16 protein-coding genes and 2 pseudogenes are annotated in these 22211 nt (G+C 44.1%); 9 read left to right on the top strand and 9 right to left on the bottom strand.

The window, feature by feature from the left end; all coding sequences use genetic code 11:
* The 5 genes and pseudogenes from VIB_RS07440 to VIB_RS07420 all read right to left on the bottom strand — a co-directional run bounded on the left by VIB_RS07440 (position 1) and on the right by VIB_RS07420 (position 6947).
* Positions 1–1965: a MacB family efflux pump subunit gene (locus VIB_RS07440; protein ID WP_004395342.1), complete on the bottom strand. Its 1965-nt coding sequence runs from the start codon at positions 1963–1965 to the stop codon at positions 1–3.
* Positions 1965–3152, bottom strand: a complete 1188-nt coding sequence (locus VIB_RS07435) for an efflux RND transporter periplasmic adaptor subunit (RefSeq protein WP_004395341.1) — start codon at positions 3150–3152, stop codon at positions 1965–1967. Before VIB_RS07435 ends, VIB_RS07440 begins: the two co-directional genes overlap by 1 nt.
* A gap of 167 nt (positions 3153–3319) precedes the next feature.
* Entirely contained in the window at positions 3320–4681 is a 1362-nt protein-coding gene (locus VIB_RS07430) for an L-serine ammonia-lyase (RefSeq protein WP_040904335.1), read from the bottom strand.
* Between the two features lie 145 nt (positions 4682–4826).
* Positions 4827–6052, bottom strand: a pseudogene (locus VIB_RS07425) (aromatic amino acid transport family protein).
* 295 nt (positions 6053–6347) lie between these two features.
* Positions 6348–6947 carry a CoA pyrophosphatase gene (locus tag VIB_RS07420; protein ID WP_040904333.1) on the bottom strand — a complete coding sequence of 200 codons (600 nt, stop codon included), beginning with the start codon at positions 6945–6947 and terminating at the stop codon, positions 6348–6350.
* Between the two features lie 30 nt (positions 6948–6977).
* Here VIB_RS07420 and VIB_RS18195 point away from each other — a divergent pair, with 30 nt between their 5' ends.
* Positions 6978–7106 carry a hypothetical protein gene (locus tag VIB_RS18195; protein WP_256593111.1) on the top strand — a complete coding sequence of 43 codons (129 nt, stop codon included), beginning with the start codon at positions 6978–6980 and terminating at the stop codon, positions 7104–7106.
* 40 nt (positions 7107–7146) lie between these two features.
* Here VIB_RS18195 and pabB read toward each other — a convergent pair whose 3' ends face one another.
* Positions 7147–8514: an aminodeoxychorismate synthase component 1 gene (gene pabB, locus VIB_RS07415; RefSeq protein WP_004395339.1), complete on the bottom strand. Its 1368-nt coding sequence runs from the start codon at positions 8512–8514 to the stop codon at positions 7147–7149.
* A gap of 194 nt (positions 8515–8708) precedes the next feature.
* Between pabB and VIB_RS07410 the strand changes: the two are divergent.
* The 7 genes and pseudogenes from VIB_RS07410 (at position 8709) to VIB_RS07380 (ending at position 15908) form a co-directional block, all read left to right on the top strand.
* A pseudogene (locus tag VIB_RS07410) lies at positions 8709–10233 on the top strand (fumarate hydratase).
* Positions 10234–10441: 208 nt separating this feature from the next.
* On the top strand, positions 10442–10627 hold the full coding sequence (locus VIB_RS07405; RefSeq protein ID WP_040904331.1) for a hypothetical protein: 186 nt from the start codon (positions 10442–10444) through the stop codon (positions 10625–10627).
* A gap of 47 nt (positions 10628–10674) precedes the next feature.
* Positions 10675–12054 carry a YcjX family GTP-binding protein gene (locus tag VIB_RS07400; RefSeq protein WP_004395336.1) on the top strand — a complete coding sequence of 460 codons (1380 nt, stop codon included), beginning with the start codon at positions 10675–10677 and terminating at the stop codon, positions 12052–12054.
* Complete coding sequence (locus tag VIB_RS07395; RefSeq protein ID WP_004395335.1) at positions 12051–13073, top strand: YcjF family protein; 1023 nt, start codon at positions 12051–12053, stop codon at positions 13071–13073. Before VIB_RS07400 ends, VIB_RS07395 begins: the two co-directional genes overlap by 4 nt.
* Positions 13074–13220: 147 nt before the next feature.
* On the top strand, positions 13221–14765 hold the full coding sequence (tyrR, locus tag VIB_RS07390) for a transcriptional regulator TyrR (protein WP_004395334.1): 1545 nt from the start codon (positions 13221–13223) through the stop codon (positions 14763–14765).
* On the top strand, positions 14765–15352 hold the full coding sequence (gene rimJ, locus VIB_RS07385; RefSeq protein WP_040904330.1) for a ribosomal protein S5-alanine N-acetyltransferase: 588 nt from the start codon (positions 14765–14767) through the stop codon (positions 15350–15352). Before tyrR ends, rimJ begins: the two co-directional genes overlap by 1 nt.
* A gap of 82 nt (positions 15353–15434) precedes the next feature.
* On the top strand, positions 15435–15908 hold the full coding sequence (locus tag VIB_RS07380; protein ID WP_040904328.1) for a DUF2947 domain-containing protein: 474 nt from the start codon (positions 15435–15437) through the stop codon (positions 15906–15908).
* A gap of 81 nt (positions 15909–15989) precedes the next feature.
* Here VIB_RS07380 and VIB_RS07375 read toward each other — a convergent pair whose 3' ends face one another.
* The 3 genes from VIB_RS07375 to VIB_RS07365 all read right to left on the bottom strand — a co-directional run bounded on the left by VIB_RS07375 (position 15990) and on the right by VIB_RS07365 (position 20320).
* Complete coding sequence (locus VIB_RS07375) at positions 15990–16859, bottom strand: EamA family transporter (protein WP_004395331.1); 870 nt, start codon at positions 16857–16859, stop codon at positions 15990–15992.
* Positions 16860–17205: 346 nt separating this feature from the next.
* A complete protein-coding gene (gene alr / locus VIB_RS07370; protein WP_004395330.1) occupies positions 17206–18429 on the bottom strand; it encodes an alanine racemase in 1224 nt (407 codons plus the stop codon).
* Between the two features lie 259 nt (positions 18430–18688).
* A complete protein-coding gene (locus VIB_RS07365; RefSeq protein ID WP_004395329.1) occupies positions 18689–20320 on the bottom strand; it encodes a methyl-accepting chemotaxis protein in 1632 nt (543 codons plus the stop codon).
* A 471-nt stretch (positions 20321–20791) separates the two neighbouring features.
* Between VIB_RS07365 and VIB_RS07360 the strand changes: the two genes are divergently transcribed.
* Positions 20792–22210: an SLC13 family permease gene (locus VIB_RS07360; RefSeq protein ID WP_170904812.1), complete on the top strand. Its 1419-nt coding sequence runs from the start codon at positions 20792–20794 to the stop codon at positions 22208–22210.
* Position 22211 lies beyond the last annotated feature (1 nt).

Here is a 22211-nt window from a genome sequence, read left to right as displayed (position 1 = left end):
TTACTCCCGGGCAAGCGCATCAATCGGATTTAGCTGAGCGGCATTTTTCGCAGGAAGATAGCCAAATAGAACACCGATTAATGTTGAGCACAAAAAAGCAGAGACGATTGAAGCGGTAGAATAGATCAAGGTAAAACTACTACCGAATGAGGAAAAACCGACGCCGATTAAATAGGCGAGGGCAATTCCGACGATCCCACCACACAAACAAACAAGTACAGCTTCGATAAGAAACTGACGCAAAATATCGTTCTGCCTTGCACCAACCGCCATACGAACGCCGATTTCTCGGGTACGTTCAGTGACCGAAACCAGCATAATATTCATTACGCCAATCCCCCCGACAATTAATGAAATAACGGCGATGGCGGAGATGAGTAAGGTCATGGTCGCTGTTGTTTTTTGAATATTTTGTTGAATGGTGTCGGTATTAATCGTAAAGAAATCTTTAGTACCATGACGCATGGTTAACAAAGAGATAATCGCTTGCTCTGCCGCATCACTAGGAATGTTATCATCAAGGCGTATAGTGATTCGATTAAGGTGGCTTTGACGCATCATTCGTGCATTAATCGTACTGTAAGGAACCCATATATTGAGAGCGTCGTTATTGCCAAATGCACTCTCTTTCGCCGCAGTCACGCCAATAATTCGGATGGGGAGCTTACCTGCAAAAATGACTTTACCGATGGGATTCTCATCAGCAAAAAGAGCCGTTAATGTATTGTGATCGATGACAGCTTCTTGGGCCAAGTTATCCACACTGGTTTGATCCCAATATTGCCCTTTGGCGAGTTCATAGCCACGGACTCGGAAAAAATCAGGCCCAACTCCTTGTATAGAAGCGGTGACCGATTGATTACTAAATTTGATGGTGGCGGAACTATTGACGGTAGGGGTGACGCTATCAATAAACGGCAGTGATTGCAGCGCTTGGGCATCTTCTGCGGTTAACGTTCGAATTCGCCCTGAACGCCGATCGCCAAAGCCAGATCCGGGCATAATATCAATCGTATTGGTGCCCATGGCGGCAATGCTCTCTAAAATCGACTTTTGTGAGCCATTACCGAGCGCTACAACGGAAACCACCGAAGCAATTCCAATGATGATGCCGAGCATAGTCAAGAAGGTTCTTAATCGATGGTTTGACATGGCTAACAGTGCCATTTTTAACGCTTCCCAACAATTGTCGAGCCACTTTTGGTTACGACCGAGAGTTGAGGCTTTGAATGGCGGAGTATGATGGGCATGTTGTCGTAGCGCTGTGTCACTCGTTGAGTGGTTGATACGATCACTGAGAATTTCACCATCTTTGATCTCTATGATGCGATCGGCATATTTAGCTACATGCATATCGTGGGTGACGATAATGATGGTGTGCCCAAGGCTATGTAGCTCTTGCAGCAGTTGCATCATTTCTGAACCACTTTTACTGTCCAGTGCGCCCGTCGGCTCATCGGCAAGAATGACATCGCCGCCATTAACGAGGGCTCGAGCCACAGAAACACGTTGTTGTTGACCGCCGCTTAGTTGGTTGGGCTTATGATCCAGTCGATCGGCTAGTCCTAATCGTTCAAGCAGTTTGCGTGCTCGTTCATGGCGAGTCTGTTTATCGTAACCAGCATAAATAGCTGGGATTTCGACATTTCCTAAGGCGTCTAAATCCCCTAATAGGTGGTAGCGTTGAAAGATAAAGCCGAAATATTCACGGCGTAGCTCAGCCAGTTGATCAGAATTCAGTTGTGAGGTGTTTTGTCCATTCACCCAATATTCACCACAACTTGGTGTATCTAAGCAACCTAAGATATTCATTAAAGTCGATTTACCTGAACCAGAAGCGCCAACTATGGCAACCATTTCACCTCGTTCGATAGTTAGATCGATCTCTTTTAAGACAGTGAGCGTCTCATCGCCAGAAGTAAAGTGGCGGGAAACATTGACTATGTTTAATAAAGCTTCTGACATTAGAAACGCATCCCCGGTGGGCTCATACGACGGCTCGTGTTGTTATTGAGTGTATTTGGCATGCCTAAAATCAGTGTGTCGCCTTCATTAAGTCCCTCAAGAATTTCCACATTGACTTTATTATTGAGGCCGATTTTGACATCACGAAATACGGCTTGGTCATTTTCTAATACAGGAACTTGGTAGCGAGGCTTTGGTCCTGGCTGTCTGATCAGCACTTGAGCGGGGATCAATAGTGCGTTTTCTGAGCGGTGTAAAACAATGGTGACTTGAGCCGTCATACCGATGCGTAATAGCCCATCCGGGTTATCAATATCAAACAAACCATGATAGTAAATGGCCTCATCATTACTGATAGAAAGGTTACTGTCATTGCCAGTCATTAATGTTGGGCCGGGTTCAATAGCACGCAATGTACTGGAATAACGTTTATTCGGTTGACCTAGAATAGTGAAATAGATCGGTAATCCCGGAGTGACTTTAATGATGTCGGCTTCGGATATTTGAGCTTTTACGGTCATGGTATCGAGTACTGCTAGCTCAATAATTGTCGGGGTAGTTTGATTGGCATTAACGGTTTGGCCTTCTTCAACGGCACTGTAAACCACCGTCCCATCCATTGGCGCTCGGATGGTGGTGTAATTGAGGTCGAGGTTGGCGCTATCTACGCTAATTTTTGCTTGTTCTTGCTGAGCTTTGAGTTGTTTAAGTTCTGCAATATACACAGCAAGCGATGTCTGAGCGGCTTCGTAATTCGCTTGTGAGCTAGCGTTTTCTGCCAGCATGGCTTTTTGTCGGTTAAACTCAGCTTGAGCTTGACGAATCAATGCCTGTTTGGCTTGGTATTGGGCATTTAAACTGTTCAATGATGCTTGGGCTTCTTTGAGTTTATTCTGTTGGGTCAGGTTGTCGATTTGAGCCACTAAATCACCTTGTCGAATAGGGGCCCCTAAATTGACCGCCAGTGTCTCAATTTGACCTGATACCTGCGCGCCAACCGCCACTAGCTTTGAAGCTTGTAGCATTCCGGTAGCAAGTACGGTTTCTTCGATGTTACCGCGCTGAACGGTGTCGGTAACGTAGGTTGTCGCATTTTTTTTGGGGTACAAGATATAACCCACTGCGATAAGAATAAGAATGACGATCAAAAACGTAAGCGTCGTTTTTTTAGTAATAGAGAATGACATGGTAAAAATGAACCAGCATATAAAAGAGAATGATTATCACCATTTATAACGTTATCTGGAGATAAAACAAGCGGCGGTTCGGTAAAGCTAAGTAAAGATGGAGAAAGGGAAAATAAAAAGCCTGATGCATAAGTATCAGGCTTGGGAAGATCAATCGTTGAGGAAGATTAGCAGATCACTTTAATCGCTAATCCACCTTGGGAGGTTTCGCGATATTTAGCATTCATATCTTTACCTGTTTCAAGCATTGTTTCGATCACTTTGTCTAAAGAGACACGGGGAGCCGATGAACGACGCATCGCCATACGAGTGGAGTTAATCGCTTTCACGGCAGCAATCCCGTTACGTTCGATACAAGGTACTTGAACTTGCCCTGCAACCGGGTCGCAGGTAAGACCTAGGTTATGCTCCATAGCAATCTCTGCGGCCATACACACTTGCTCAGGACTGCCCCCGAGGAGCTCAGCTAAACCAGCCGCTGCCATTGAGCATGCTACGCCCACTTCACCTTGACAACCCACTTCAGCTCCAGAGATAGAAGCATTACGCTTGTACAAACCACCAATAGCGCCTGAGGTAGCAAAGTAACGAATGTAATCTTTCTCGGTTACGGTTTGGATAAATTTGTCATAGTACGCTAATACCGCTGGAATAATGCCACAAGCCCCATTAGTTGGTGCTGTTACCACGCGACCGCCTGCTGCGTTTTCTTCATTAACGGCAAAGGCGTACATATTAACCCAATCGACGACCGCCATCGGATCATTGGTGGTTTTTTCAGAGGTTAACAGTTGTTGGCGTAGTGCAGCGGCACGGCGCGGAACACGCAAAGGACCCGGCAAAATGCCTTCAGTATTGAGACCACGTTCCATACACTCACGCATGGTGCGCCAGATATTGGCGAAATAAGTACGAACCTCTTCGTCTGAATGAAGGGTTTTCTCATTAGCCATCACTAAAGTGCTGATAGAAAGGCCATGCTCTTGGCATTGAGCAAGAAGTTGTTCGGCACTCGTGAATGGATAGGGAACTTGGACTGGAGATTCAATCTCTTTACCAAAATTTTCTTCATCGACAATAAACCCGCCACCAATAGAGTAGTAGGTTTTTGAGTAGACAGGATTATCATCAACCCAAGCGTGAATTTGCATGCCATTTTCATGTAATGACAAATTACTTTTATGAAAATTCATGCCGCCTTCACGAGGAAAATCAACGGTATGGCAGTGCATGCCAACAGGAAGGCGCTCCGTTTCAGTAACGCGAGCAATAAAGCTTGGAATCGCATCGATATCGACTTTTTCTGGGGTATTACCCGCTAAGCCCATAATAATGGCGATATCCGTGTGGTGACCTTTCCCTGTCAGTGATAATGATCCATAAACATCCACGGTGATTTTAGTGATGTCGCGCAACTTTCCCATTGCTCGTAAATCATCAATAAATTGTTTACCCGCTTTCATTGGGCCAACCGTGTGTGAGCTCGACGGTCCGACACCAATTTTATAGATATCAAATACACTAATCATATTGATTGCCTCAAAAGTAAGCCCCCCTTAGTGAAGGGAGGCTTTTATTGTTATATTTTACCTGTCTAGTTTGAGGTTACCGCGTGGTTGATCACGCTATTCTTCAAGCTTCAGGTATCTTTTCACTCATACGCGGATGTAGAGATTAAAGAGCGCCGTAGATTACAGAACTAATCGCGGCAAAACCACAAATAACTGTGAATATTTGTACGGGTAGTTTAGTTTTAAACTTGGCCATCGCTGGCACTTTTTGCATCGCAAAAACCGGTAAAATGAATAGGATAGCAGCAATCATTGGTGCGCCCATGGTTTCTATCATACCTAGGATGCTTGGGTTAACGATTGCAACAATCCAAGTGGTCAGCACGATGAACACGAGCGAGATTTTATCGATTTTACCAATCCCACTAAACCTTCATGAGCACCTAAGAAGTGACCAAAGTAGCTTGAAGTGATCGCCGCAAGTGCCACGATAGGACCAAGATAAGAAATCAGTGGTGATTCATGCACATTGGCTATGTATGAAAGCACACTGATGTTTTGCTCTTGTGCCATGGTTAACTGCTCAGGTGTTAAAGACAACACGACTGAGAAGACGAAAAACATCACAAATCCCATTAACATCATTGCTGCGCCAGCAGTGATCATATCGGTTTTCACGACCGCATGCTCACCGTGCTCTTGACGTTGTGATTTAGTAAATTGGCTGATGATTGGACTGTGGTTAAAAGAGAACACGATGATAGGAATAGCTAACCAGACAATCAGCGGAACGGTAGACCAATCTGGAGAGGTTTCGATCATGGAAGTGTTCCAATCAGGAATAAGGAACACAGATAAAGCCAGTAGAATAAATACCAGAGGATAAACCATCGCTGAAGTAGCTTTGAGCATTAACTCTTTACCAAAAACAACGCCAGCGGTCATTAATGAAATTAACGCGCCAGAGAGTAACCAGCGAGGAATGGATTCCATACCAAATTGGTGAACGAGGAAAGAGTCGACGGTATTAGTAATCCCGACGCCGTAAATCAGAACAATAGGGTAAATGGCGAAAAAGTAAGCAAAAGTGATAAGGTTGGCGCCAGTTTTACCAAAGTGTTCTTCGACGGTATCGGTGATATCAGAGTCAGTGTTACTTGCAGAAAGAACAAAGCGAGCGAGACCTTTATGGGCAAACCAAGTCATTGGTGCTGCGATAAGCGCAAGAATGACAAGCGGCCAAAAGCCACCCGCACCAGCTTTGATTGGCAGAAAAAGAACGCCAGCACCGACGGCGGTACCAAAAAGGGAAAGCGACCATACAAAATCTTTATAGGTCCACTTGCCAGTGGATTGTGTGGCTGATGTAACCGTTGTGGTTGTATTCATGTTTAATTTACTCATTTTGGGAACAGGAAATAAGTCGAGCGCAATTTTGCAGGTTTTTTTACAATAAAAAATAGATCTAAATCATGAATTGTTTGCGCTTGTTGAATGATATGTCAAAAACCCCTGATTGATCACGAAAAAACTGTGCCACATGTGGGAATTGTTAATGGTTGGGTTGGTTAAGGTTATTTGAAGGTGTCATTTTATGATAAACCAGCAAGGCAAACGATTGCTTTTTTGAGTAAAAATAGGTCAGTGATAATATGAGGTGTACGTAAATTAATCATTTCAAAGGCTATCTATCACTATTAATGTGTTTTTGCAGTGCTTGGATTATTTGTGCTGTCATACCCCATATAAAATGATGTTTATATGGTAAGGCGAAGACTTTATGCAGGGAGTTTTTTATTAAAAAGGTATTACTGAGTAAATGTTTTTGATCGAAAAGATAAGCGGCTGGAACCTCGAAGACTTCTTCGACTTCGTTAGTATCAATTGACATTTCATAACGGGGATCAATGAATGCAATCACTGGTGTCACCGCAAACTGGCTGATGGTCACAAGCTCAGGCAATTGACCGAGGATCTTAATGTATTTGGCTTCTAATCCGATCTCTTCGTGCGCTTCTCTTTTGGCCGTTTGATAAAGTGTGCCATCGCTCGCTTCATATTTTCCACCTGGGAAGCTAATTTGTCCAGGATGATGCTTAAGATGGGCGGCGCGTTTAGTTAAAACAACACTGAGCCCTTGTGGCCGTTCGACAAACCCGACCAATACCGAGGCCTTTCTTAATGAGGCTGACTGTAAGTGAGCTGCACGGTTGAGTGACTGGGCATGGTAACCAACGGGGGTTTTGAGTAAAAAATCTTGCATCAGTTGTTGTTTACTGATCATGCCTCGTTCTCCTTAGGTAAAAGGTGTCCGATGGAATCATCCACCCTCATCGGTTTGCTTAATCATCATGTTCGTTTACGACTTGAAGCGATAGTCGTGTTAGCGTCCGAATCACAGCGTAGTTCAATGCTGAGAGTAATCGATGGATTGGCCGCTTAGCTGCAACTCCAAGTCGTTTGATAGCTCTTATAAATTTAGCCTATTGTTCAAGAATTGGCAGAATACGGCTGAGTTTATCTAACGTTTCTTGATATTCGGCTTGCCATTGACTGTCGGCGACGATACCACCGCCGGCCCAAGCGTAAATTTTGTGTTGATGCGCAACCAAAGTCCGGATAGTAATACTGGTATCCATTTTGCCATGACGGCTGATATAACCAATTGAACCGCAATAAGCGCTGCGTCGATGTGGTTCCAATTCTTCAATAATCTGCATCGCTCGGACTTTTGGCGTACCAGTAATCGATCCACCGGGAAAGCTTGCACGCAGTAAGTCCGTCGCTTGATATTGCTCATCAAGTTGGGCGCGAATCGTGCTGACCAAATGGTGCACTGCAGGAAAACTCTCGATTTCAAAGAGCTTAGGTACATGAACACTACCTGGTTTAGCGACACGACCAATATCATTACGCAGCAGATCGACAATCATTAAATTCTCAGCTTGATCTTTGGCGGCTTGCGCGAGCTCATTAGCTTGTGCTTTATCTTGTTGAGGATCTTGATGGCGTGGTCGAGTGCCTTTAATCGGTTTAGTTTCAATCACTCGTTGATTCACTTGCAAAAAACGCTCAGGAGAGACACTAAGAATCGCGCCTTGTTCTAAGCGAATGAAAGCAGAAAAGGGCGCAAGATTGCTCTGTTCTAGTCGTTGATAGGCAAGCCATTCACTACCTTGATAATCCGCGCTAAAGCGTTGCGCTAGATTAATTTGATAGCAATCACCGGAAAGTAAGTACGCTTCGATTTGATTGAATTTCTGCTGATATTGTTGAGCACTCATGTTCGATGACCACGCACTGGTCAGTTGAAAGTTTTGCTGAGCAGAAGGCTTAATCGAAGCAAACCAAGTCTGTGCTTGGTCAATATTGATGCCAACCCAATAAGCTGCCTGTTGTTGATGATCAACGATTAGTGCCCATTCATAAAGACCAATCGCCATATCTGGCATAGCAATGTCGTGTTGTGCTTGTTCTGCTAATGGTTCTATCCGACGCCCTAAATCATAGCCGAAATAGCCCAGCGCGCCGCCGACAAAAGGCAACTCACTGTGATAAACCTCAGCGGGTAAATAGCGTTCTTGCAGCTCGGCTAGCAGCGTAAAAGGGTCTTGTTGTGATGATGTCACACCACTCGGTTGCTGAATGGTGGTATCGTTACCGACAGTGACTAGGGTCGCAATGGGATTGGCGACCAAAATATCAAATCGGCTATCGATATGTTGGGTCGAAGCAGAGCGAAGTAGCATTGCCCATGGTCGCTGCTCAATGCGATTAAAAAACTGTTGAGCGAGATCGGTTTGGTAAGTGATGGGCTGCACTTGAATAAGTTTTTTTTCTTCAACGTTCATTTGTGTAATTTGTGACAATGGGTCACTTCACTGCGTAGCACATAGAGGAAAGCAAGAGTATCATAAAAGCCTGAAAGAAAGCTGTTTCTTGATCTTAGCGCTTAATTCAGTCGTTTGTTGCCCTTTGGCTTTACTGACTTTACATTGTGCTTTCGGTTTCAGCTAGTGAACACATAACAATAATGAGGCATGCAATGACGGTAATTCGCCAACAAGATGTGATCAGCAGTGTCGCTGACGCATTACAATACATCTCTTACTACCATCCCCTTGATTTTGTCCAAGCGCTAGAACAAGCCTACCATCGTGAAGAGAGCCAAGCCGCTAAAGATGCGATTGCGCAAATCTTAATTAACTCGCGTATGTCAGCAGAGGGTCACCGTCCTATTTGTCAAGATACCGGTATCGTCACTTGTTTCGTTAATATCGGTATGGCTGTGCAGTGGGATTCTACCGATATGACCGTACAGCAGATGGTGGACGAGGGGGTTCGTCAAGCTTACACCAACCCAGATAACCCTTTACGAGCGTCGGTACTGATGGATCCTGCGGGCAAACGGATCAATACCAAGGACAATACCCCTGCCGTAGTGCACATTAATATGGTCCCGGGTGATAAAGTAGAAATCCAAATTGCTGCCAAAGGGGGCGGCAGTGAAAACAAAACCAAAATGGGCAATGCTTAACCCTTCTGATGATATTGCAGAGTGGGTGGAAAAAACGTTACCGACCATGGGAGCCGGCTGGTGCCCACCAGGTATGCTCGGCATTGGTATTGGTGGCACGGCAGAAAAAGCGGCAGTACTGGCCAAAGAATCTTTGATGGAACATATTGATATTCAAGATCTTATTGCGCGTGGCCCACAAAATGCTGAAGAAGAGCTACGTTTAGATATCTTCAATCGAGTCAATAAACTCGGTATCGGTGCTCAAGGGTTAGGCGGTTTAACTACGGTGGTTGATGTGAAAATTAAATCGGCACCGACCCACGCGGCTTCTAAGCCAGTGTGTTTGATCCCTAACTGCGCGGCAACTCGTCATGTGCATTTTACATTAGATGGCAGTGGCCCTGCAGAACTCACCCCACCTAAGCTTGAAGATTGGCCACAAATTACTTGGCAAGCGGGCGCGAATACCCGTCGAGTGAATTTAGATACGGTGACTCGTGAAGAGACTCAGCAATGGAAAACCGGTGAAACCGTATTGCTGTCGGGTAAAATTTTAACCGGACGTGATGCGGCGCATAAACGCCTACAAACCATGTTACAAAACGGAGAGAAACTTCCTGAAGGCGTTGATTTAAGAGATAAATTCATCTACTACGTTGGCCCTGTTGATGCGGTTGGCGATGAAGTCGTAGGGCCTGCGGGACCGACAACCTCAACTCGCATGGATAAATTTACCGATATGATGCTTGAAGAGGTGGGCGTGATGGGCATGATTGGTAAAGCCGAACGTGGCCCAGCGACCGTTGAATCGATAAAGAAAAATAAAGCAGTCTATTTAATGGCCGTTGGCGGCGCGGCGTATCTTGTTGCTAAAGCGATTAAGAAAGCGCGCGTTGTCGCTTTTGAAGATCTCGGTATGGAAGCTATCTATGAGTTTGAAGTGGAAGATATGCCAGTCACGGTTGCAGTGGATTCGACCGGAGCCAACGCTCATCAGATTGGTCCGGATACTTGGCGAGTCAAAATCGCTGAAGCCACTCAGCAGAGCTAAATAAATGTGTGAGCAAATTGAGCTCAAGTGACTATTAGGTGTAGCATAACGCTACACCTTTTCTTTATCTGGTCTATGCATATCTTGTTGTGACTATCGAGGAACAATCGCCATTGACAAACAGACTATCAGTGCGATTTAACAAAGTAGTTCAGGATGAGAAATAACCGATAACCAGCATTGTTAATAGAATTTCAGAGGAGAAACCATGCCACGTTTTATTCGATTGTTACAAATCGTCGTTGCTATCGTATTAGCCGCGTTATTAAGTTATGACCTGATTTTTCATGGTCTTTCTATTTTTTACAGTAAATATGTTATTACTAGTTGTGTTCTGTTTGTTTTGCTACAAATAAGCTTATTTGTCATTTACAAACTGATTGAAGACGATTAATTATCTTGATCTAAAATGGCAACATTTACTGAGGAAACCCACAAGCTATGCAGCGAATCAGTCAAGAGATGAGTGCACTTCTGCACCGAGGTTTAGACGCCCATGTTCGTCTTGCGGTCACTGGTTTATCGCGAGCAGGTAAAACTGCGTTCATTAGTTCGTTAGTGAATCAACTGCTGCATACGGCCACGCATGATCAGTTACCTTTGTTAGCCGCGGCGCGTGATAAACGGATTATTGGTGCTAAGCGTATCCCACAAAGTAATCTTATGGTGCCTCGTTTCAGTTACGATCAGGCGATGGAGCAGCTTCATGCTGATCCGCCAAACTGGCCAGTACCTACCCGCGATGTCAGTGAAATTCGTTTAGTGATTAAATATCGCCCGCATAAACGCAGTAAAAAATTACTGGGCAGCACGGCAACCTTGTATCTGGATATTATTGATTACCCTGGTGAATGGTTGTTGGATTTACCACTGTTAAATTTGGATTTTTATACTTGGTCGGCTCAGCAGTTTAATGCGTTACATGGTCAACGTGCAGAGTTAGCGAAACCTTGGTTAAACGCGATAGATAAGCTTGATCTTGAACAAGAAGCGAATGAAGCGCAATTGGCCGAGATTGCTGCGCTTTATACTGATTATCTTCATCAATGCAAGTTGCATGGTTTGCATTGGGTTCAACCGGGACGTTTTGTATTACCAGGAGAACTTGCGGGAGCGCCGGTGTTGCAGTTTTTTCCTTGTCGTCATGTTGATCCACAAAATAAACCTGCAAAAAACTCGATGTTAGGATTACTGCTCTCACGCTATCAAGAGTATCAAAATAAGGTCGTTAAGGCGTTTTATAAACAACACTTTGCTACGTTTGATCGGCAAATTGTTTTGGTCGATTGTTTATCGCCTTTAAATGCTGGTCATGAAGCGTTTTTGGATATGCGTTGTGCGCTAGAACAGATTATGCACAGTTTTCGTTATGGTCGCAGTGGCTTACTCAGCCGTTTATTTTCACCGAAGATTGATAAAGTGCTTTTTGCGGCCACCAAAGCCGATCATGTGACGCCTGATCAGCATCCGAATATGGTGTCATTGCTGCAGCAGATGATTCATCCGGCTTGGCAACATGCCGCTTACGAAAATATTGAGATGCGTTGTATCAGTCTTGCGTCGATTCGAGCGACTCAATCGGGCTATGTTGAGAGTCATCATCAAAAAATTTCGGCTATTCAAGGGATCGATGTACAAGGGCAACCGATCACTCTATACCCCGGAGATGTCCCGAAAAAACTACCTCATCCTGACTATTGGCAGCATCATCAGTTTAAGTTTATTGCTTTTCGTCCTATGCCGAGTCTCGACGATCAACCTTGTCAGCACATTCGGATGGATAAAGCATTAGAGATCTTGATTGGGGATAAATTGACATGACGGATTTAAAAAATCAGCAAATTTTTAATCAACCACTCAAGCAAACCGAGCCTGAACCAGTCATCGCTGCATCTGCGACCTTTAATGATCAGCAGCGGTTTATTACCGAGTCAAGCATAGCGCCGGAAACCGAATTAGAGAGCCAGCTTGAACAAGTCATTCGTCCTAAGCGGAAGAAAAAATGGATGGTAGTGAGTCTATTGATTGCTTTTTCTACCTTACTCGGTTGGCAAGCAATAGAGAGTATTTATACCGCGATCCAATCGGCTAACTGGCTTGATCTGGCTTGGGTTATTTTGTTGACGCTCTTAGCGAGCTTGGGTATTGGGCGTTTAGGGAAGGAGCTGTGGACACTGCGTCGCTTACGTCAGCATTTTTCTGTGCAAGAGCAAGCCGAGCAATTGATCCAGCAAGATGGGCTAGGGCAAGGACAAGTTTTTTGTACGATGCTAGCCAATAAAAGTCACACTAACTTGCATAGTAGTGCTTATCAACGCTGGTTGAAGAGTATTGATAATAGCCACAGCGATGCTGAAATCATCGAGTTATATGATGCGATGGTGGTCAATGAACAAGATAAACAGGCCACTCAAATCGTCTCACGCTATGCCACTGAAGCCGCCGTATTGGTAGCGATCAGTCCTTTAGCCTTAGTGGATATGTTATTGATCGCTTGGCGTAATTTTACGATGATTGATCGTTTAGCAGACGTGTACGGCATTGAGCTTGGTTATTGGTCTCGTTTACAGCTATTTAAAGCCGTATTAGTCAACATGGCGGTTGCAGGAGCGAGTGAATTGGCCATTGATGCTAGCATGGATCTGTTATCGATGGATCTGACTAAAAAACTCTCTGCTCGTGCAGGTCAAGGGCTCGGAGTTGGGCTACTGACCGCTCGTTTAGGTCTAAAAGCCATTTCGCTACTTAGGCCATTACCGTGGCAAAAGAATCGAGTGGTTAAGTTGAGTGCAATACGTAAACAAATCGTGGCAAAAATTACTGCTTTGGTAAGCCAATAATTCGCTTTATGAAGCGCATTGTTGGCTTGGTTACAGAAAGTATTGGGGCAAGCCAGAGGATTTAACGAGAATCACTTGACGCTGTGCTGAGGTTGATAGAAACTACTGTCAACTTTTCGTGACACTTTCTGCTTAGGATAACATTCAGTGCGTCTAGAAGTCATTTGTGAAGATAGACTCGGCTTAACCCGAGAGCTTCTTGAGATCCTCGCTTCAAAAAAAATCGATTTGCGAGGTATCGAAATTGATGTGATAGGCATTATTTATCTTAATTGCCCAGATATTGATTTTGATACTTTCAGTGAATTAATGGCGGAAATTCGCCGTATTTCTGGCGTCAAAGATGTTCGTAAAATTCAGTTTATGCCGATGGAACGTCATAATACTGAACTGATTTCCTTGCTCAATAATCTACCCGATGCCGTATTAGCGATTGATCTAAAAGGCTTTGTCGATATGGCCAATCAAAGTGCCTTAGCACTCTTGAATAAGCCCAGTGAGGAAGTGATCGGAACGCCCATTTCTCAAGTGTTACCGCTGTTTAATTTTTCACGTTGGGTCGATGGCAGTAAAGCGCCGATTCGTGAAGCGGTTGTGATTGACGGGCTAGACTATACCATGGAGCTAATGCCAGTTTATATTGGTAATTCAGCCCATGATGCCACGTTGGCGAGCTCGATGATGATCTTACGTTCTAAGGTCACCACAGTACACGGCCACGATCGATTATCGATACACAATTCATTAGGTTTTGAGCATTTTGTTGGTGTATCTAATCGCCATAAGGCATTGATAAATCATGCTAAAAAATTAGCTATGCTCGATCAGCCGTTATTAATTGAAGGTGAAACGGGGACCGGAAAAGAGATGCTCGCTCGAGCTTGTCATCACCGTTCTCACCGCTCTACCGCTCCCTTTTTAGTGTTAAGCTGTGCCTCTATGCCCGATGATGTCGCAGAAACCGAGCTTTTTGGGCATGCTCCGGGCTCTTTTAATCATCAACAAGGGCATAAAGGGATTTTTGAACAAGCGAACGGTGGCACGGTATTTTTAGATGAAATTGGCGAAATGAGCCCTCATCTACAGATCAAATTGTTGCGCTTCTTACAAGACGGAACCTTTCGTCGAGTTGGCGAAGAGCATGAAATTCATATCGATGTCCGCGTGATTGCCTCTACTCGTCATAATTTGGCCGAATTGGCTGATTCAGGCACGTTCCGGGAAGATCTTTTCTATCGACTGAATGTATTAACCTTGCGTATTCCAGCACTACGCGAGCGTCCTAGCGATATTCAACCGCTTTTGGAGCTCTTTGTAACCAAACACAGCCATAAATTAGGCATGGTGAAGCCGCAATACGCCGAAGGTTTAGTGGATCAGTTAATGCAATATCCATGGCCAGGTAACATACGCCAGTTAGACAATATGGTGTTGCGTGCGTTGACAGAAATGGATGGCGAACAATTGCAGGTCGATTATTTTCATTTGCCAGCGGTAGACAGTAGCGGCTTGAGCTTATCGACGGTAAACCTTGATGGCTCGCTTGATGACATTATGAAAGACTATGAATCACAAATTTTAGACAAGCTTTACCAGTCGTTTCCATCCAGTCGAAAACTCGCTAAACGTTTGAATGTTTCACATACCTCAATAGCCAATAAGTTACGTGATTATGGGATTAGGAAACGTTAATGGCTAAGGGAACAACAGCGATGTTGGTCAGTGATGGGGAGATTCTTGTACGCAGTGCTCAATTAGCGGATGCTAAAGCACTGGCTGATTATTTTGTGACTAATCGTGATTATTTAAAACCGTGGGAGCCTCAACGCGAAGCGGCTTTTTTTGAAGTTACCGGTTGGCAGCAGAGATTAATCAAACTGGAAGAGTTGCATCGTTTAGCTCTCGGATACTATTGCTTAATCATTGAGGTGAATAGTCAACAAATTGTTGGCACGATTTCGTTCAGTAACGTCACGCGTTTTCCCTTTTATGCTTGTCACGTTGGCTACTCGTTAGCCGAGTCTGCCCAAGGGCGTTATATTATGACTCGGGCACTTCATATGGCCTGTGAATCTTTGTTTAAACAACAAAACATGCATCGTATTATGGCGGCTTATATGCCAACGAATCATCGCAGTGCTGCGGTACTTGAGCGAGTTGGCTTTATCCGAGAAGGGTTGGCCAAAGATTATTTATTAATTAATGGTCAATGGCAGGATCATGTGCTGGTTTCGTTGATTAATCCAAACTGGCAAGCCAGTACTTCAATCAATCGATAAGTCACTTTTCATTCGCCGTTTATTTAGGTATCTCATTTTATTTATTACCAGCATGCGCTGGTTTAACGTCTAAGGACATCTCATGTCGTATTTGCCTTTGGAACAGTATTCAAGAAAATGGATTTTCACGCATCAATCAATGCCCGTGTCCGAGAGTGATCAAGCACAGATAAAACCGATGAGCCCGTCACGCTCAGCTCAGTTTTGGAAAGAAAACATCAGTGCGCAAAGTCCAGATGCTGAGCGTTTTAGCTCGCAAGACTGGCCCAAGAAAGCCGCGAGTTGGCAGCAAGACATCTCATGGATGGAAGCATGGGAAAGTGATGATCCTGCTTTACCAGCAGCGATACTGGAACACATTGATTGGCAAGATGATGTAACGGTTTATTTTTGTTATGAGAAATACAATGTGATTGAAACCAAATGGTCGGTGTTTAAAAACCATTGGAAGAACTTTTTATTCTACGACGATGGTCCGATTTTAATAGGCCGCCGTCGTGCGCAAGCATTATGGTTTCAAACCAACGGCTCAGTAAAAATTGGTCAGCGTTTGTAGACTCTGTTGAGTTCGTTTTGAGTTTCAAAAAAAGGGGAGAGTGTATTAACAAAATAAATACACTCTCTCTTTGTTGAGAGGTTACGAAGTGACAGTCTTCCTACGTTGAGCACTTAAGGTGCTGCCCATTGATGCACTGATGATCATACCGATAGCGAACCATTGTGACAGCGCTAATCTTTCATCTAAAATCATAAATCCTGCCATGGCGGCGACGGCGGGTTCTAGACTCATTAGTACACTGAAATGCTGGGTAGATAGGCGGTTTAACGCCATCATTTCCAAACTGTAAGGCAATGCACTAGATAGAATCGCGACGGTAATCGCCATCGGTAGTATTGACCAAGTAAAGATCGTGGATGATGCGCTATAAGCGCCAATCGGGAAAATAAACAGCGCCGCGACGGTCATACCGATAGCGACTGTCATGCCACCGGAACCAACCGTACCAGCTCGTTGCCCAAACCAAATATACCCAGCCCAGCAACCGCCAGCAGCCAATGCGAGCGCAACTCCAATGGGATCGAGGGCATCAACTCCCCGCATATCGGGCAGTAACAACGCCATACCAGATATCGCCAAAGCAACCCAAACCAAATCGAGCTTACGTTTTGAAGAAAATAGCGCGAGGAGTAGTGGGCCGGTAAATTCTAAAGCGACACCAATCCCTAATGGAATACGTTCGATAGCAAAGTAAAATAAGATTTGCATTCCGCCTAAACTTGCCCCGTAGATGATCATCGATCGCCACTGCGCAAGGCTTAACGATAATCGCCACGGGCGAAAAATGAGCAATAAAATACAAGCAGAGATACTCACGCGCAGGGCAACCGTTCCACCAGGACCGACGATAGGAAACAGTTGTTTAGCGATTGAGGAGCCTGATTGTATAGCCATCATTGCGATCAGTAGGCAACCTACCGCAAAAAGAACGGGTGATTTCTGGGTCATATACTCTTTTACTTGAAGTGGGTAATCTAAAAGGTTCCCAGCGATATATTGGACAGACAGTCCGTTATTGCTGGAATTCGCTAGGATAGCGTGAGGCGATCGAGGTCAGCCTAAAGAAGGGTTATTCTGCCTGAAATAAAACAAATGGCAATGGTAACAGGATATGAATTTTCTTTTGCTACAAACGCCTAAACAACATTTGTTGGTAAGTTTCATCATGGTCGCTGAGCGTAATCGTCCCCTTATCGATAGAAATAAGGGGACTGGTAGTTGAGTGAATCTAGAAAAGGATCAACGCCTCAAAGACTCACTGGCCTGACAAGTAGATAAGATAGGTTTAACTCCACTACTTAACGTAAAAACGCGGATTAGCCGTGCCCCATATGGTGTAAAGCTCAGGGAAGATAATATCGCTATGCGTTTCAATATCGTCGACACTGATTTGTTTTTTGCCTTGAGCTCCAAACAGTACTACCTCTTGTCCAGGTTTAACGCCTTTAATAGTAGAGACGTCAACCATGGTGGTATTCATTGAGGTAACTCCGACTACGTTTGCCCACTGACCATTGATCAGCACTTGCGCTTTATTGCCCATTTTTCGTGGATAGCCATCAGAATAACCCACTGGCAAATTGGCCAATACGGTGTCACTGTCGGTGATATGAGTGCTGTCATAACCTACGGTTTTGCCTGTTGGTAGGTGATGCAGTGACGCGATGCGAGTTTTAAATGAGACAATAGGGAGGTATTCTGGATTGGTTGGTAAATCGCCATACAACACGCCACCAGGGCGAACCATGTCCAATTGAGCTTCGGGTACATTGAGCGCCGTATATGAGTTAGCAACGTGAAACTGAACCTCTTCGCGTTTCAATGGCCCTTGCTCAACCAGCCAATTAGCATGTTGGTTAAAGGTGGCTAATTTGGCACGAATATCATCCGGATTATAATTGGGGAAATGTGTCATGATCCCAACAATTTGTAAGCCTTTTTGCTGAGTAATGCTGAGCGCTTCCTGTTTCCCTTTTTCATGGCTCATATCAACGCCATTACGGCCCATACCACCATCATTTAACGCTAAATGCGCTTTGATAGGCGTACCTAAACGCTGACCTAATTGAGCAAGATCCATCGCTTGTTGTTTGGTGCCGATCAACTCTTCAATGTTCAACTCGGCGACAGCGGCAATTTCGTTAATGGTTGCAGAACGAACACGCATCAGTTGACCTTGAAAGCCACTTTCGCGTACCGCGCGGGCTTCAGCGTTACTGGTGATGGCGACACAAGGAATGCCTTGTTCGATGACCGTCGGCATTAAACCACGGATGCCATTACCATAAGCGTCAGCTTTCATCACTGCACAAATTTTACTGCTTGGGTTAATGTGAGATTTAAACTGTTCAATATTGGTTTTAAATTGACCTAGGTTGATTTCGAGCCAAGCATTGGATTGCGCGATTTGCTCAGCAGAAGGGACGGTAGTATCAAGCGCTAATGGAGCAGAATGGCTGAGAAAAGAAGGTAAGGTGCTCGCCAAAGCGATAGAAAGTAGCGTAGCTTTAAAATGCATAATGTCTCCAAATCGGGGGGGCATAAAATTTAAAAATCGAATTTCGCTTAACTTTATATGACAATCAGTATAGCGAGAATCTCAGGGTGTTTTGATAAGGCGTTAGAATAGGCGTTTAATCTGTGATGGGCGTTTGAAAAAACAAACGGAAGGGAAGTCCGCGAAGATAAACGACGCCCCAACAACACAAACGCCTACTGTCTGTTTAGAGAGTAGGCGTTTTATAGAGTATTCTAAACGGTTGTTAGAATAACGTATTTTACTGAAGTTTGAAACGCATCATCGAATTTTGTAATGATACTGATAGTTGTGCCAATTCGGTACACGCTTGTGCAGTTTGATTGGCACCTTGAGCCACTTCTTGAGAGGCGTGGTGAATATTTTCTATATTACGCGTTAACTCATCGGCCACCGAGTCTTGTTGGCTACAAGCGCTGGCAATTTGCGCCCCCATATCGGCCACTTGAGCAATAGATTGCTCGATAGAGTGCATGAGTTGTTGTGAATGGTTACCTTGCTCAACGCAATTATCAATACTTGAACATGAGCGATCAGTACCTTCTTTGGCCTGTTTGGCCATGTTTTGCAGTTTTTCGATAATAGAGGTAATTTCACCTGTCGAATCTTGTGTACGTCCGGCAAGAGTTCGAACCTCATCGGCCACCACGGCAAAGCCTCGACCAGATTCACCAGCGCGGGCCGCTTCAATGGCTGCATTGAGTGCAAGTAAGTTGGTTTGATCGGCAATACCACGAATAACATCGACAATCATATTGATTTGATTGGATTGTTGTTCAAGTTCAGAAACCGTTTGACCCGTTTGAGTAATGATTTCTGCGACTTGGCCGATAGCGTTAACCATCAGTTTATTGTCGCGCGCGCCTTCTTGAACTTGTTTATTGGTGGTATCAATTTCTTGCGCCGAGTTTTCGGTATTACTGGCAACATCAGCGACAGCCGCCTTCATCTCATTCATCGCAGTCGCTACTTGTGTGATTTGATCTTGCTGCTCTTGCATGCCTTGAGCTGCTTGAGAGGAAATTTGTGACATCTCTTCTACTGCGCTGCTCAGTTGGGTCACTGCTGAAATGGTCTCTTCAATTAATTGGCGAAGATTGTTTTGCATAACCATCGAGGCATCGGCCAACTCACCGAGCTCGTCATTGCCAATCGCTTGTCGATTGAGTTTTTGTGATAAATCACCTTTGGCAATCGCATTCGATTGTGCGACCACTAACTTTAATGGCCCACAAATGATCTGCGTTATAAAATAGGTAACCAGCGCCATAATAACTAAGATCGCGATATTGATGATACTCGAACTCACATCAATCCGATTGACGGCTTTAAGGATGTAGTCTTTATTGCCATCCATCGCTTGGCTAAGAATTTTCGATAGTTTCTCTATGTCGATTTCAATTTGACGAAAATCTTGATTAGAACGGTTTAAAATTTCCAAGGCCTTAATCTGCTCGTTGGCTGCTAATGCCTGATTGAATTCAACCATGGTTTGATTGTAGCTTTGCCAATGACGCATCAGTTGACTGAAGATACGTTCTTCTTCACCGGGCCAAATATCTTGCCCGTATTTTTTTAACTCCGCCTCGATTTCTTGTTGAAATTGACGGCTTTGATTGAGTCGATTGGTAATATCGCTGCGATCGCTAGAAAGTAATGAAGCAAATTGAGTGCGACGCCAATAAGACAGTTTATCACCAATATTATCGACCGCTTCAAAAGCGGGGAAGGTGTCTTCGGTAAAGTTAATGAGTTGATTTTTAATCTCACGGTGTTCTGTATGTAAAAACCAAGCAAATAAAATGTTGATAAGAGCAATGAGCCCAAATCCGCTGGCTAATTTTTTGCTAATCGACATATTTTTTAAAAACATGAATAAGCTACCTTACATTGGGTGGATTGGATTGGCACCAAACACAACTCCCTTGTGCACTTATTATCCAACAATGATTTGTTAGATATCCATAATCTGTGACTTTGGTTCAATTAATTGTGTATTTTATCACTATTTTTATTACCTGTGTTGCTAGTTATAAAAATAGTCAATAAATCATCAAAAAGAGAGCTGGTGACTAAAAAATTTTTCCTCACAAGATGAGATCAGGACGAGGTTTTGCTGATTTTCCGCGCTAGTGATTGAAACTAATAGATATTCGTTGATCTACCCCTAAGTATTTCTTTCAGGTATAGGCATAATTCATGGTGGCTTCGAACTGTAACTATTTGTAATAGTTATTAACTTACAAGAGTTATTAACTAACAAAAGTTATCAACGGGTCGTGGATAAGCGATCTGGCCATTATTCGTGGTTTTTATGCACATTGTCTCAGGAAGAGTAACTATGATACGCCCCTATATTAAGTACATTGTCCCGTTAGCGATTCCCTTATTGATCCTCCTTTTACCCCTCTCTGCTTTTCCTTTTGAGGGGCTGACCATTATTCAACAGCGAGTGATTGCGATTTTCCTGTTAGCGGCCTTATTGTGGGTATTTGAACCGATCCCGATTTATGCCACTTCAGTGGTGATCATTGTTTTAGAACTACTGATGTTATCGGATAAAGGCTTGTGGCTATTTAAAAGTAACCAGCATCTTGCGGAATTTGGTGGGTTATTAAAACATAGTGACATCATGGCGACTTTTGCTAGTCCGATCATTATGTTATTTCTCGGCGGGTTTTTCTTAGCCATGGCGGCGACTAAGTACCGTTTAGACGTCAACTTGGCCAGGGTATTACTCAAGCCTTTCGGTCAAAATCCTAAATTTGTGATGTTAGGTTTGATGTTGATCACCGGTATTTTCTCAATGTTTATGTCCAATACCGCAACCACCGCCATGATGCTCTCGATTTTAACGCCGGTTATCGCCGTTTTTGGCCCGAAGGATCCGGGCAGAATTGCTTTCGCCTTATCGATTCCGGTTGCCGCTAATATAGGTGGTATTGGTACACCCATTGGAACGCCGCCGAACGCAATCGCCTTAAAATATTTGGTGGGCGATAACTTAATCACGTTTGGTGAATGGATGGCTTTTGGTGTGCCTTTTGTGATCGTATTAATGGCGCTGGCTTGGGTGCTGATTGGATTTATGTATCGAGCAGAACAAAAAACCATTGAATTAAGTATTAAAGGTAAATTTCTTAAAACGCCGAAAGCGATGGTGGTTTATCTCACCTTCACACTGACCATTTTATTATGGTTAATGGGATCGACGCATGGCATGGACTCTTATACCGTGGCGTTAATTCCGGTTGCGGTGTTCTCGGTGACAGGGATCATCAATAAAGAAGATTTGAAAAAAATCTCCTGGGATGTGTTGTGGTTAGTCTCTGGTGGTATAGCGCTGGGTTTAGCGCTTGATAAAACAGGATTAGCGGAATTAGTGGTTAATAGCATTCCTTTTGATCATTACTCGCCTTATGTCGTGTTATTTGGTGCGGCGTTCTTATGTTTATTGATGGCGAATTTTATGTCGCACACCGCGACAGCAAACTTATTGATGCCAATTATGGCGGCATTGGGTACCTCTATGGTATCGCTTACCCCATTGGGCGGTGAGTTAACTTTAATTCTCGTCGTTACTTTTGCAGCTTCGCTAGGGATGTCACTGCCGATCAGTACTCCGCCTAATGCTCTCGCTCATGCGACCGGTCATGTACAAAGTCATCAAATGGCACGAGTTGGCGTTATCCTTGGTATTGTTGGTGTGTTGATGAGTTTTGTGATGATTTGGTTTTTACACTTTATTGGACACATTGGTTAAT

The sequence above is a fragment of the Vibrio metschnikovii CIP 69.14 genome (assembly GCF_000176155.1).
Taxonomy (GTDB): Bacteria; Pseudomonadota; Gammaproteobacteria; order Enterobacterales; family Vibrionaceae; genus Vibrio; species Vibrio metschnikovii.
This window is presented reverse-complemented; position numbering and strand designations above follow the sequence as displayed.